The organism is Sphingorhabdus sp. (assembly GCF_040079335.1).
Taxonomy (GTDB): domain Bacteria; phylum Pseudomonadota; class Alphaproteobacteria; order Sphingomonadales; family Sphingomonadaceae; genus Sphingorhabdus_B.
In genome coordinates, this window is the sequence record NZ_JBEBKL010000009.1 from 27,406 (window position 1) to 40,463 (window position 13,058).

Sequence of the window (13,058 nt, forward strand, 5' to 3'; positions counted from 1 at the left end):
ATGGAAATCGTGCGCACGCCCTATGCGGTAGTCTATCAGGAAGAGTCGGCCTTCAAAGATGTCTATGGCGGGGCGGGAGGCAGCGTGTTTGTCGAATGCATGGCGATTACGCCGAAAGACACCCCGTCAAAGCGCGTCATCGTCTTTACCCACCCCATAGGCGGCGGCTCCTTCCTGCCGCTGGTCACCGCACTCGCGCATGGCGGGCATCATGTCCTTTATGTCAATCCGCGCTATCGCGGGAATGATAGCGCGCTGGTGATGGAGAAATGCATCAGCGATCTGGCTGCCGCTTTGCGTCATGCGCGTGACCGGCTTGGCTATGAACAGATCATTCTTGGGGGATGGTCAGGCGGCGGGTCGATGTCGCTTTTCTATCAGGATCAGGCGGAGAATCCGACGATCACGCATACCCCTGCGGGCGATGCCTATGACCTGACCGCAATCGAGATGCCCAAGGTCGACGGCATCATGCTGCTCGCCGCGCATATCAGCCGTGCGATGACGCTCACCGAATGGATCGATCCGTCGGTCCTTGATGAGGCCAAGCCGATTGAACGCGATCCCGAACTCAACATCTACGATTCAGCCAACCCGAACAAGGCGCCATATGACGAGGCCTATGTTGCCCGTTTCCGCACTGCCCAGATTGCGCGCAACCGGCGGATTACCGCTTGGGTAAAGGAAGAGCTGGCGGCGATCCGCGCGAGCGACACCCCCAATGCCGAGCGTGCTTTCGTCGTCCACGGCACGATGGCCGATGTCCGCTGGACCGATCCGACGCAGGATGCCTCAGACCGGCGGCCTTATGAATGCTATCTGGGTGTGCCCAAGGTGGCGAATGACGGGCCGGTGGGCCTCGCGCGCTTCTCGACGTTGCGCAGCTGGCTGTCGCAATGGAGTTTTGATGATACCAATGCGACCGGTTTGGGCAACGCCGCGCGGATCAGCTGCCCGGTGCTGGTGATCAACAACACCGCCGATCTCGCCTGCACCCCCAGCCATGCGCAGCGGCTGTTCGAGGCGGTCGGGCATGCCGACAAGGAATATGCAGATGTCGCCGGGGCGGACCATTATTATATCGAGCGACCGGAGTTGCTTCCGAAGGCGGCGGCATTGTGCGGCGACTGGATAGCGCGGAAATTTGGCTAGTTTAGCAGCCGCACCACAGCGGCCACACCGGCCACGCCAAGGATAATCCCGACCAGCGTCCGCCATACCGGCTCACTGACCTTGCCGAACGCAAGCTCACCCAGCCGTGTGCCGATATAGAGTGCGGGGTAGAACAGCACCGACAACCACAGCAGGTGCAAATTGGCGACGCCGAGCGCGAAGGAAGCGATGCTGCCTGCAATGGCAGTTGCGAAAAAGACCATGAGCATCGATGCCCGCGCGACATCGGGGGATAGCTTTCGCCGCAGATAGAAGGGCACCACGGGTGGTCCCGGCATAGAGGCGAAGCCGGTGAGCAGCCCGGCGGCGATGCCCGTCGCCAGCGTTTCCTTGCGGCCGGGGATGGCGCCTTCCTTGGCAGGTACAAACATCAGCCCGAAGGCAGCAAGCGCGAGCAGGGCGATGGCGAGCCGCGCGACATCGGGTGCGGTTACCGACAATAACCAGACGCCAAAGGGTGTTGCCGCAATGGCAGCGACGGAAATCGGGATCGCCGTTTCTCGCTCCCCATCGGCCAATATCCGCTTCAACCCGATCGGCCCGGCGAGCAGTTGCAGTAGGATCGAAATCGTCACGGCCTCGACAGGTTCAACGATCAGGCTGAGCAAAGGCACAAGGATGATCGCCATCCCAAAACCCGTCAATCCGCGCACCACCGATGCGCCAAAGACAAGGCCCAACGCGACAGAAAGCGTGGATGGACTAAGCCCGCCGAGCAGCGCGTCGATCGTCAAGCGCTGCGCAGATCCGGCGGTGTCGCCGCTGCCACCAGCATCGCGATTGCTTCATCGACCGACATGATCCGCTGGCCTTCGCTGCCCAAGGTGCGGATCGCGACCTTGCCTTCTTCAGCCTCGCGGTTGCCGACGACCAGCAGATGCGGGACTTTCGCCAATGAATGCTCGCGCACCTTATAGTTGATCTTTTCGTTGCGCAGGTCAGTCTCGACGCGGATGCCAGCGGCCTCGAGTTTCGCGGTCACCTGCTTGGCATAGTCATCGGCGTCGGACACGATCGTCGCCACCACCGCCTGTACAGGCGCGAGCCAGACTGGGAAACGGCCGGCATATTCCTCGATCAGGATGCCGATGAATCGTTCATAAGCGCCAAAGATCGCGCGGTGGAGCATCGCCGGGCGGTGCTTGGCGCCATCCTCGCCGACATAGGTAGCATCAAGCCGTTCGGGCAGCACCCGGTCGGACTGGATCGTGCCCACCTGCCAGGTGCGGCCGATCGCATCGGTCAGGTGCCATTCGAGCTTGGGCGCGTAGAAGGCGCCTTCGCCGGGCAGTTCTTCCCAGCCATATTCTTCCGTCGCAAGGCCTGCGCGGACCACAGCATCGCGTAGCTCATTCTCCGCCTTGTCCCAATCAGCATCGCTGCCAAAACGCTTGTCCGGGCGCAGCGCCAGCTTGATCGCATATTTGAAGCCGAAATCCCTATAGACTCGGTCAGCCAGCGCGCAGAAATCCTGTACCTCGGCGACGATCTGGTCCTCGCGGCAGAAGATATGGGCATCGTCCTGCGTAAACTGGCGCACGCGCATGATACCGTGTAGCGCACCATGCGCCTCGTTGCGATGGCAGCAGCCATTTTCGTAAAGCCGCATCGGCAGGTCGCGATATGATTTGATGCCCTGCTTGAAAACCAGCACATGCGCGGGGCAGTTCATCGGCTTGATCGCCATCCAGTCGGCATCCGCCGCAACCTTTGGAGCGCCGCTTTCCACATCAGGGACGATGTCGGGCACCGCGAACATGTTCTCGGCATATTTGCCCCAATGGCCCGATTGTTCCCACTGGTGGACATCCATCAGCTGCGGCGTCTTGATCTCCTGATAGCCAGCACCTTGGATCGCGCGGCGCATATAGTCTTCGAGCTGGCGGTAGATAACATAGCCATTGGGGTGCCAGAAGACGCTGCCATGCGCCTCTTGTTGCAAGTGGAAGAGGTCCATCTCCGCGCCCAGCTTGCGATGGTCGCGCTTGGCGGCTTCCTCAAGGCGGAGAAGGTGGGCGTCGAGTTGCTTCTTATTGAGCCAGCCGGTGCCGTAGATGCGCGTCAGCTGCGCATTATTCTGGTCGCCGCGCCAATAGGCCCCGGCAACGCGCATCAGCTTGAAGGCCTGCGGATCAAGCTTGCCGGTCGAGGCCAGATGCGGGCCGCGGCACATATCCATCCAGTCGTCACCCGACCAATAGACGCTGAGCTCTTCGCCCTCGGGCAGCTCGGCGGCCCATTCGGCCTTGAAGCTTTCGCCAGCGTCTTTCCATGTCTTGATAAGCGCGTCGCGGGCCACAACCTCGCGGCGCAACGGCTTGTCGGCGCGGATGATGTCGCGCATCGCTTCTTCGATTCCCGGCAGGTCATCCTCGGTGAAGGGGCCGCGACTGGCGGGGGCCATCACGTCATAATAGAAACCATCATCGGTCGCCGGGCCAAAGGTGATCTGCGTTCCCGGATGCAGTTTTTGCACCGCCTCTGCCAGCACATGGGCAAAGTCGTGGCGGGCGAGTTCGAGCGCGTCGGCCTCATCCTTCGCGGTGATCAGTGCAAGGTTGGTGTCGGCCTCCAGCGGGCGCATGATGTCACGCACCTCGCCATCCACCCGTGCGGCAAGTGCAGCCTTGGCGAGCCCGGGGCCGATCGCGGCGGCAATATCTGCCGGGGTAGTCCCGCGCGCGACTTCTCGGGCGGAGCCATCGGGAAGGGTGACGCGGATCATATCAGACATTGGAAATGCTAGCTTTCTGTATTGTTTGGAGAGGCCCCTTTGCCAGTCTGCGCGCCACGCCGCAAGTGTGCAGAGGTGCGGCAAAGCTGACAAAATTGACGCTCCGATCGCCAGAAAATGACAAGCGACACAGTCAAAATGACAAGGGTAATTGACATTTCTGCGAATCGCATGTAAAGGCTGTTTGTCATTATAGAAAGGTAGCTTTCCACATGAATGTTTCAGACAACAGGTCCGGCAGTGCGCTGCATCCCGCAATCTGGGCGCTTGCCTTCACACTCGGCATGGCCATTACCGGCTATCTGGAGCGCTATGCCGGGGTCGGACGGACGGGTGCCATTGTGCTGATGGCGCTGTCGTCGCTATTCCTGATCCCGATGATCCGATCGGTGCAGGCGCGAGCCGATGCCAAGGGCGTCAATTCGCCAGCGCTTAAAATCTATAACCGCCGTTTCATGATCTGGACGTTCGGCTATATGATAGCGCTGACTATTGCGATAACCGCTTACCAGAAACTGGAGCTGACGGGGGCGTTGTTGTGGCTCGCGGCAGCGTTGCCCGCGCTGCCGGTGTTCGGGATGATCTGGACGATGGGGCGCTATGTGCGCGAAGAGGCGGATGAGTATCTCAGGCTGCGCGCGATCTATGCCGCGCTGGCCGCGACCGGACTGCTGCTGGCCATAGCAACGGCATGGGGCTTCCTCGAAATGTTTGGTGCGGTCCCCCATGTCCCGTCGTGGGCAGCCTTTCCGATCTGGGCCATCGGCCTTGGGGCAGGCCAGTGCTGGCAGGGGTTCCGGGCATGAAAAACCGTCTAAAGGTCCTCCGCGCCGAACGCGATTGGAACCAGCAGGATCTGGCAGACGCGCTGGGGGTCTCGCGCCAGTCGGTGAACGCGATCGAGACGGGGAAATATGATCCCTCGCTGCCGCTCGCCTTCCGCATTGCTGACCTGTTTGGCCTGAAAATCGAAGAGATTTTCCTGCGCGATTGAGCGGAAGCCGCCCCGAAAAACCGTTTGTCGACCGTAGCTTGACAAGCAGCGGTGCAATCGCGCACCTAGCGTATCTGACGCAGGGAAAAGGAAGGGGCGCTAATGACCGGACATGAGGGAAAGGCGCCGAGTGCCGTCACTTTCCATGGCAGCTGGACAGATTTTGCCAAAATCGCGCTGCCCAATGTGCTTCTGACGCTGGTCACGCTCGGGGTCTATCGCTTTTGGGCGACGACGCGCGAGCGCCAATATTTGTGGTCGCAGACGCGTTTCATCGACGAACCGCTAGAATGGACCGGTCGCGGGATTGAGCTGTTTATCGGCTTCATCATGGTCTTCTTCCTGCTCGGCCTGCCGCTGGTGGTGATGCAGTTGGTGATCAACGGGCTGGTTTTTCAAGGCCAGCCGATCATTGCCGGTGTGATCATCTTTGCGACGTTCATGGCCATCTTCTATTTAACTGGGCTCGCCTATTTCCGTGCGCTTCGCTATCGACTGAGCCGCACCTATTGGCGTGGTATCCGCGGCGGTAGCGACGATCAGGGCTTCGGCTATGGCTGGTCCTATATCTGGAAGAATGTCGTCGCCGCAATCCCGCTCTACCTGCTCTATCCTTGGGCGAGCATGTCGTTGTGGAATGAGCGCTGGTCGAAGATGAGTTTTGGTCCTTACCAGTTCCAGTCCAATGCCGACTGGAAAGCGCTGATGAAGCGCTATCTGCTCTTCTATCTGGTGCCGTTTCTCGTGTTTGTCGGTGCAGCGGTACTCGGTTTTTCGATGGCGGCTTCGGGCGGCGGCGGCGATCCATTTTCGACTGCGGGCGGCGCATTTGCCGTTGTCATGATCATATTGGCAATCCTAGGTCTCTACATCATCATGCCGATTGCCGCCTTGCTCTATTATTCCAAATTCATGCGCGTCGCGATCGGGGCACTGCGGCTCGGTGATCTGGAGTTCGATTTTACCGCCCGTTCGCCCGACTGGATCCTGTTCTGGCTCGCAAATCTCGCGATTTTGATGCTTGCTTATGGCTTTGCCTTTGCGCCGTTCAGCCTGCTGATTGCAGCCGACCCGACGCAATTTGCCCAGCAGCTTGAAGCGGGTGAATCCATTCTTTCGGTGGGCCTTGTAGTCGGCATTTTGATCGCCATCATCCCGATTGCATTTGCGACGTCGATCATCCGCTATCGCAGCTGGAAATTCTTTGTCGTCCACACAGAGGCATTTGGCGAGGTTAATCTCGACCGGATGACCCAATCTGAAACGCAAAGTTCGAGCCACGGCGAAGGGCTGCTCGATGCCTTTGATGTTGGGGCGATTTGATGGCGGCAGGGTTTGAATCTATCTTTCCCCTACCGCTTGCGGGAGGGGCAGCGAGACTTGGTGCCGGAAGGCTCCTAGTCGCAGCGGGGTGGGTTCTTGACGCGCATCGCTATGTTGACAGGCCCACCCCCAACCCCTCCCGCCTGCGGGAGGGGAGAATATGACCACCTTTTTCGATGCCTGGCATTTCGACGGGCAAAGCGCGGTCCGGCGCAAGGTGGAAATTCAGACCATCGGAAAGCAATTCTACCTGCTTGAACGGGAAATGCGGCACGGGCCGTTTCACTTTGAGGACCTTCGCTTTCTTGAGGCGAAGGGCGAGGACAAGATTTACGGCCTTGCAGTTAAGGACGGCTGGCGGCTGGGCGTCAAAGGGCATGTGCCCGACGAACTCGTCCCACTATTACCAGCATCGAAAACTTATGGCGGGCTGATCGACCGGCTGGGGCTGGGCAAGGCGAGCCTCATCTTTGCCGGGATTAGCGCGGCTGTGGTCGCGGTGGTGTTGCTCAGCCCGCAATGGCTGGCCCCACTAATCCCGACCAGTGTCGAGGCGAAGCTGGGCAACGCGCTGGTTGGCGATTTTGGCGGGCGTTTCTGCGATACGCCGCAGGGCAAGGCGGCGCTCGCCAAGCTGACGCGTTCGCTCGACGATAACCCGCAAGATTTGCAGGTTGAGGTCGCGAATATCGACATGCTCAATGCGGTCGCGCTGCCGGGCGGCAAGGTGTTGCTTTTCCAAGGTCTGCTCAGCCAGGCCAAGTCGCCCGATGAGGTTGCGGGCGTATTGGCGCATGAAATCGGCCATGTCCGCGAACGCCATGTGATGCAGGGCCTACTGCGGCAAATGGGTCTGGCGGTGGTGCTCGGCGGCTTTGATGGCAGCGGAGGCAGCACGCTCAACAGCCTGTTGTCGACCACCTACACCCGCGATTCCGAACGTGAGGCCGACGATCATTCACTGAAGGCTTTAAAGCAGGCCAATGTCTCGCCGGTTGGCACCGCCGATTTCTTCAATCGGCTTGCCTCTATGGATGGCAGTAAAGAACTCAAGGACCGGCAAGCGCGGACGATGGCGAGCTATACTTCCAGCCACCCATTGTCCGACGAACGGCGCAAGCTGTTCGAAAATGCGGTGGTCAAGGGCGGCGCTTATAAACCCTCGCTCACCGCAGATGAGTGGCGCGAGCTGAAAACGATGTGCGCGCAGGACAAGGATGTGAAATCCGGCTGGGGCTTTGACATCGAATAGGGGCTGCGGCTAAACGGGGACAAATCCAACATTCCGGAGTTGCCCATGTTCCGCCGCCTCTTCATCGATCACCCGCGCAGCGTTGACGAAAGCTATGTCGAGCATTTCGGTGTCGCATCAAAATTCGGTGTGACGATGATCTGGGGCGGGCTATGCGCGCTGGTGCATGCGGTGGTTCCCGGCTGGTGTGTCACGACTGGTAGCCGCACGATCGAACGCCTCAACCACATCATGGTGGTTCAACGCCGCGCCAAGGGGCAGGACGTCAGCCAGATGCTGACCGTCGACTGGGTCATTTGAGTGACTCAAATTTGAGTCAGCCGTTTTCCCACAATTGGTTCATCCGCGCCGACGGGTTGAGGCTAGCCTATCGCAAAGCGGAAGGCGCAGGGCCGACCTTGGCCTTCCTGCCCGGCTATATCTCGGATATGGCGGGTGGAAAGGCGACTGCGGTCTTCGACTGGGCGGTAGCCAATGGCCGCGCCTGTTTGCTGCTCGACTATGCTGGATGTGGCGAGAGCGAAGGCGATTTTGCCACGCAGACATTAACCGGCTGGCGCGATGATGTGCTGGCGATGATTGACGGCCTGACCGATGGCCCGGTGGTGCTGATCGGATCGTCGATGGGCGGCTGGCTGATGCTGCTGGTGGGTGAGGCGCTGGGCGATCGGCTGGCGGGCATGATCGGGATTGCGCCAGCCCCTGATTTCACCCGCTGGGGTTTCACCGATGTGCAGCGCGAGGCGATCCTGACCAAAGGCGTGCATTTTGAGCACAATCCCTATGGCCCCGAACCCACGCCCACTTACAAGGGCCTTTATGAATCGGGCGAAGCCAGCCTGATGCTCGATAGGGAAATCGCGATCGATTGCCCGGTGCGGTTGCTCCACGGGCAAGCCGATGCCGATGTGCCGTGGAAGATTTCGCTAAAACTGGCGTCCGCCCTGCGCTCGAATGATGTGCGCGTGACGCTGATCAAGGACGGCGACCACCGCCTGTCGCGCGACGCCGATATTGCGTTGTTGCTATCGACTGTGGCGGAAGTGGCTGGTTGTTAGGGCGTGCCAAGGATTCGTTAGAAGAAAGAAGGAAATAAGAAAGAAGGGCTTGGCCCTTCAACCGATCCTTGCGTACGATATTACGCCTATCGCAGATGAATCGCGCTACGCGCCTTGTTTCTTCTTTCCTTCTTTCTTCTAGCTAAAAACTGACCCCGGCTCTCCGCGTGGCGCGGCAGCAAGGTAAGTCTCAATACCCGGCAGCCTGCCCATCCTTCCGGAATTCGCTCGCGCCCCAATAGGCACCAGTCACCGGATCGCGCCAGATCGCCTGATAGCCGCCATAGGGGCCGACCGAATATTTCACCTTATGCCCGCGCTTCGCCAGTTCGTCGGCGATAGCTTTCGACACCCCGGTTTCGATCTCGACCACGCCGCCCTCGGTCATCGCCTTGCCGCCTTCGGGATCGGTTGATCCGTCATGGTGGAAACGCGCGACATCGCCTGCCGCCTGCACAGTCATTCCGAAATCGACCATGTTGACCACGATCTGCGCATGCCCCTGCGGCTGCATCGCGCCGCCCATCACTCCGAACGACAAGAGCGGCTTGCCGTCTTTGGTCATGAAGGCGGGGATGATCGTGTGAAAAGGGCGCTTGCCCGGTGCATAGGCATTGGCATGTTTGGGATCGAGGCTGAACTGCGCGCCGCGATCCTGGAACATGAAGCCCAATGTGCGGCCATTTCCATCGTCGGCTACCAGCCCCGAACCCATGCCGCGATAATTGGACTGGATCAGGCTGACCATCATCCCGTCCTTGTCGGCGACGGTCATGTAGATGGTGTCATTGCCGCCGTCGACTGGCGGCGCTGGATCGGCGAGGGCTGCCTTGCCCATATCGATATCGGCGCGCTGTTTCGCGGCGCGTTCCTTTGACAGCAATTCCTTCAGCGGGATTTTGGCAAAGGCCGGGTCGGCATAATATTTGGCGCGGTCGGCAAAGGCGCGCTTTTTCGCCTCGATAAAGACGTGCCAGAAATCGGCACTGCCGCGTCCCATCGCTTTCAGATCATAGCCTTCGAGGACGTTGAGTATCTGCAGCGCAGCTATGCCTTGCCCGTTGGGCGGGATTTCCCAGACATCATAGCCGCGATAGTTGGTCGAGACCGGCTCTACCCATTCGCTCTTGTGCGTGGCGAAATCTGCATAACGATGCGGTGCGCCGATGCGCTTGAAATAGCGGTCCATCGATTGCGCGAGCGAGCCCTTGTAAAAGGCATCGCGCCCGCCTTCGGCAATCTCGATCAGTGTCAGCGCAAGGTCTGGGTTCTTGAAGATTTCCCCTTCGGCCGGGGCCTTGCCACCAGGCATATAGGTGCGGCGCATATTGTCGATTTCCTCGATCACGCCTTCCTTGTGCAGCGCCTCGAAGCCGGCTGTATTGCTCTTCCAATATTGGGCGATGAGTTCGCTGACAGGAAAACCCTGCTGGGCGTAACGGATGCTGGGCGCAAGCACTTGCCGCATCGGCAGCTTGCCGAATTTCCCGTGCATCTCAAACCAGCCATCGACCGCGCCGGGTATGGTCACCGATGCAGCACCCCAATCGGCGATTGTGCCGTCGACATCGCGGGCGGAGCGTGGCGCCTTTTTAGTACGCTCCTGCATCTGCTTCAGGCTTTGACCCTTCGGCGCGCGGCCGCTGGCATTCAGGCCGTGCAGCTTCTGCGTCTTCGGATCCCAGATGATTGCGAACAAGTCTCCGCCGATGCCATTGCCAGTCGGCTCGACCAGGCCGAGTGTGGCATTGGCGGCAATCGCCGCATCGACCGCGCTGCCGCCCGCTTTCAATATATCGAGCGCAACCTGCGTCGCCAGCGGCTGGCTGGTCGCCGCCATCCCGTTCTGCGTGATGACCGACGAGCGGCTGGCACCGGGAACTCCTGAATAACGGTCGCCCTGATCCTTTGGCGTGGTCTGTGCGGCGAGTGGTGTGGTGATCAGCAGCGCTGCCAATAGCGGGGTGTAACGCATCTCTCTTCCCTTTTTTGAACATCGATGCGTTACCGCCGCACCTGCCGGGTTACAAGCAGGTCTATCCCCGTATCAATCGAGATAATATTCGACCGTCGTTACCACTCGCACCTTTTTGTAGGGCGTGTCCGACGCACCCCAGCCGCCTTCGCTGTCGCCATCGCGCGCGGTGACTTCGAAATAGCCCTGGGTTGCAGATTTGATGCTGCCGACATCGGTGCCGCTGTCCTTGGCAAATTGCTCGGCCGACTTGCGGGCATCCTTGGTCGCCTGCGCAATCATCTCGGGCTTGATGGCGTTGAGCTTGGTGTAGGTAAAGGCCATGCCCGATCCTTCCTCCAACTCGACACCCTGTTTGACGAGGTCGAACTGGCGCTTGATCGCGGCTTCGGCTTTCTTGATGTCGGTGGTGCGCAGCGACATGCGCTGTTTGACGGTGTAGGTCGTGATGCCTTCGTTGCTATATTGCGATACATTGGCGCCGGTGGGTTGCACCGCATCGCCATCGAAGCCAACCGATCCGAAAAAGGCACGGATCGCCTTGGTATCGGCGTCGGCCTTGGCTTGCGCGCTTTGCAGGTCGCCGGCCTTGGCCGAATAGCTGATCGTCCACGTGGCCAAGTCCGCAGTCACCTCGCGCTCGGCAAGCCCGCGCACGGTCACCGCGCGGTCAGCCTGCTTCATGCGAACCAACCCGTCGCCCATCAGATAGCCGCCGCCGACCAGTCCGGCTGCAAGCAGCCCGGTGCCCGCGAGCCAAGCCTTGCCCTGATTGGCGGTCAATTTGCCCAGCCAGCCCTTATTTGCATATTCGTCTGTCATCTTACCCATCCCGAAATGATGAGCCGTGGCACCTGTCCGCCCCTTGCGTCGGTTGCCTTGCCGGTCCATGTTCACGCCGACCCAGCGCAGCTCGCCGGATAAGGTGGCTGCGATGAACCGTGCCTTAATATCGATGAGTTGAGCAATGACCACCAAATATCTGCACAGCATGATCCGCGTGACCGACCCACAGGCGACGATCGCCTTTTTCGAACTGATCGGCCTTCAAGAGGTGCGCCGCTTTGACAGCGAGGCGGGGCGTTTCACGCTGATCTTCCTCGCCGCACCGGGGCAGGAAGGGCTCGCCGAGGTCGAACTGACCTATAATTGGCCACCCGAGGATGGCGAAGCCGAGGTCTATGGCGGAGGCCGCAATTTCGGGCATCTGGCTTACCGCGTCGATGATATCTACGCGACTTGTCAGGCATTGTTGGATGCCGGTCACATCATCCACCGCCCGCCGCGCGACGGCCATATGGCCTTTGTGAAATCGCCCGACGGGATTTCGGTTGAGTTGCTGCAGGAAGGGCATTTGCCACCGCAGGAGCCCTGGGCGAGCATGCCCAATGTGGGGAGTTGGTAAAATGGCGCTGGAAATCGTCCGAATCCCTGTCCTCTCCGACAATTATGTCTGGCTGGTGCATGAAGCCGAATCCGGCGAGACGATGGTGGTCGATCCGGCTGTGGCAGAGCCGGTGCTGGCCGAGGCAAACCAGCGCGGATGGACCATCACGCAGATTTGGAACACCCACTGGCATCCCGACCACACCGGTGGCAATGCGGCGATCAAAGAAGCGACGGGGTGCAGGATCATTGGGCCCGAGGCGGAAAGCGAACGCATTCCGACGCTCGACCGGAAGGTTAAGGAGGGCGACGTTGCAAAGCTCGGCGCTGTCGAGGCGCAGGTCATCGATGTCCCTGCACACACCGCAGGCCATATCGCCTTCCATTTCCCGACCGAGCAGGCCGCCTTTGTTGGCGACACCCTGTTCGCGATGGGCTGTGGGCGATTGTTCGAAGGCACGGCGGCGCAGATGTATTCGAACATGCGCAAGCTGGAGGCATTGGGGGACGAGACAAGCATCTATTGCGCGCATGAATATACCCAGTCGAACGGCCGCTTCGCATTGACGGTCGAGCCCGACAATCCGGCGCTGGTCGCGCGGATGGATGCGGTCAACGCGGCGCGCGAGCGGGGCGAGCCGACCGTGCCGACCACCATCGCCCTAGAGCGGGCAACCAACCCGTTCATGCGGGCGACGTCAGTCGATGAATTGGCCGCGCGACGTGCGGCCAAGGATGCGGCTTAGGCTGAACCCAATCGGCGCGCCGCAAACAGCATCAGCAGCACACTCACGCCCTCGATAATCATCGCCTGATTGTTGGCGGCGGAAGGCGGGTCGCCAAGGCCGAGGCCAATCAGGCGCCCGACCAACGCGGTGCCGTAAAGTGCGGCGGGCACATAGAGTAACTTTGCCTTTTCGGGTTTCCATGCAGCCCATAAGGCGCAGACTGCCGACACAAGGAAGAAGGCCCCGAAATCGCTGCGCACGCTGTTGATCGAGGCGCCCGGTGCTTCGATTCCGAACTGTGAAGTAAAGACCTTGGGATCGATAATCCCCTGCACCGCGAGCAAACCAAAGCCGAGGCCCCACAGGCCAACCAATATGCGCAACACCAATTTCATAATTTTTCCCCTCTCGATGTCAGGCATATCGGGCATTTTC

General features: G+C 60.1%; 14 protein-coding genes. 9 read left to right on the forward strand and 5 right to left on the reverse strand.

From position 1 onward, the window contains the following. A complete protein-coding gene (locus ABL922_RS04470; protein WP_349023005.1) occupies nt 1–1,152 on the forward strand; it encodes an alpha/beta hydrolase in 1,152 nt (383 codons plus the stop codon). Here the strand turns inward: ABL922_RS04470 and ABL922_RS04475 are convergent. Both ABL922_RS04475 and thrS read right to left on the reverse strand, forming a co-directional pair. Beyond that, nucleotides 1,149–1,907, reverse strand: coding sequence for a sulfite exporter TauE/SafE family protein (locus tag ABL922_RS04475; RefSeq protein ID WP_349023006.1), 759 nt, complete (start codon nt 1,905–1,907; stop codon nt 1,149–1,151). The two genes, ABL922_RS04470 and ABL922_RS04475, sit on opposite strands and share 4 nt — an antisense overlap. After that, nucleotides 1,904–3,907: a threonine--tRNA ligase gene (thrS, locus tag ABL922_RS04480; protein WP_349023007.1), complete on the reverse strand. Its 2,004-nt coding sequence runs from the start codon at nt 3,905–3,907 to the stop codon at nt 1,904–1,906. The genes ABL922_RS04475 and thrS overlap by 4 nt, the downstream gene beginning before the upstream one ends. A gap of 212 nt (nt 3,908–4,119) precedes the next feature. Here thrS and ABL922_RS04485 point away from each other — a divergent pair, with 212 nt between their 5' ends. The 6 genes from ABL922_RS04485 (at nt 4,120) to ABL922_RS04510 (ending at nt 8,534) form a co-directional block, all read left to right on the forward strand. Continuing rightward, nucleotides 4,120–4,713, forward strand: coding sequence for a hypothetical protein (locus ABL922_RS04485; protein ID WP_349023008.1), 594 nt, complete (start codon nt 4,120–4,122; stop codon nt 4,711–4,713). Then, nucleotides 4,710–4,901, forward strand: a complete 192-nt coding sequence (locus ABL922_RS04490; protein WP_349023009.1) for a helix-turn-helix transcriptional regulator — start codon at nt 4,710–4,712, stop codon at nt 4,899–4,901. Before ABL922_RS04485 ends, ABL922_RS04490 begins: the two co-directional genes overlap by 4 nt. 102 nt (nt 4,902–5,003) lie before the next feature. Next, nucleotides 5,004–6,224: a YjgN family protein gene (locus ABL922_RS04495; protein WP_349023010.1), complete on the forward strand. Its 1,221-nt coding sequence runs from the start codon at nt 5,004–5,006 to the stop codon at nt 6,222–6,224. A gap of 160 nt (nt 6,225–6,384) precedes the next feature. Beyond that, nucleotides 6,385–7,476 (forward strand): M48 family metallopeptidase, encoded by a 1,092-nt coding sequence (locus ABL922_RS04500; protein WP_349023011.1) that lies wholly within the window; start codon nt 6,385–6,387, stop codon nt 7,474–7,476. Nucleotides 7,477–7,521: 45 nt separating this feature from the next. Then, nucleotides 7,522–7,776 carry a DUF6356 family protein gene (locus ABL922_RS04505; protein WP_349023012.1) on the forward strand — a complete coding sequence of 85 codons (255 nt, stop codon included), beginning with the start codon at nt 7,522–7,524 and terminating at the stop codon, nt 7,774–7,776. Between the two features lie 11 nt (nt 7,777–7,787). After that, on the forward strand, nt 7,788–8,534 hold the full coding sequence (locus ABL922_RS04510; RefSeq protein WP_349023013.1) for an alpha/beta hydrolase: 747 nt from the start codon (nt 7,788–7,790) through the stop codon (nt 8,532–8,534). Nucleotides 8,535–8,724: 190 nt separating this feature from the next. Here ABL922_RS04510 and ggt read toward each other — a convergent pair whose 3' ends face one another. Beyond that, nucleotides 8,725–10,509 carry a gamma-glutamyltransferase gene (ggt, locus tag ABL922_RS04515; RefSeq protein ID WP_349023014.1) on the reverse strand — a complete coding sequence of 595 codons (1,785 nt, stop codon included), beginning with the start codon at nt 10,507–10,509 and terminating at the stop codon, nt 8,725–8,727. A gap of 72 nt (nt 10,510–10,581) precedes the next feature. Further along, nucleotides 10,582–11,331 (reverse strand): SIMPL domain-containing protein, encoded by a 750-nt coding sequence (locus ABL922_RS04520; protein ID WP_349023050.1) that lies wholly within the window; start codon nt 11,329–11,331, stop codon nt 10,582–10,584. A gap of 145 nt (nt 11,332–11,476) precedes the next feature. On the opposite strand from ABL922_RS04520, the gene ABL922_RS04525 reads away from it, so the two are divergent. Together ABL922_RS04525 and gloB are read left to right on the forward strand one after the other, a co-directional pair. Beyond that, nucleotides 11,477–11,914, forward strand: coding sequence for a VOC family protein (locus ABL922_RS04525; protein ID WP_349023015.1), 438 nt, complete (start codon nt 11,477–11,479; stop codon nt 11,912–11,914). Nucleotide 11,915: 1 nt separating this feature from the next. Further along, nucleotides 11,916–12,641 (forward strand): hydroxyacylglutathione hydrolase, encoded by a 726-nt coding sequence (gene gloB / locus ABL922_RS04530; RefSeq protein ID WP_349023016.1) that lies wholly within the window; start codon nt 11,916–11,918, stop codon nt 12,639–12,641. On the opposite strand, the gene ABL922_RS04535 is transcribed toward gloB, so the two are convergent. Then, nucleotides 12,638–13,018 carry a DUF4345 family protein gene (locus tag ABL922_RS04535; protein WP_349023017.1) on the reverse strand — a complete coding sequence of 127 codons (381 nt, stop codon included), beginning with the start codon at nt 13,016–13,018 and terminating at the stop codon, nt 12,638–12,640. The two genes, gloB and ABL922_RS04535, sit on opposite strands and share 4 nt — an antisense overlap. Nucleotides 13,019–13,058: the final 40 nt, after the last annotated feature.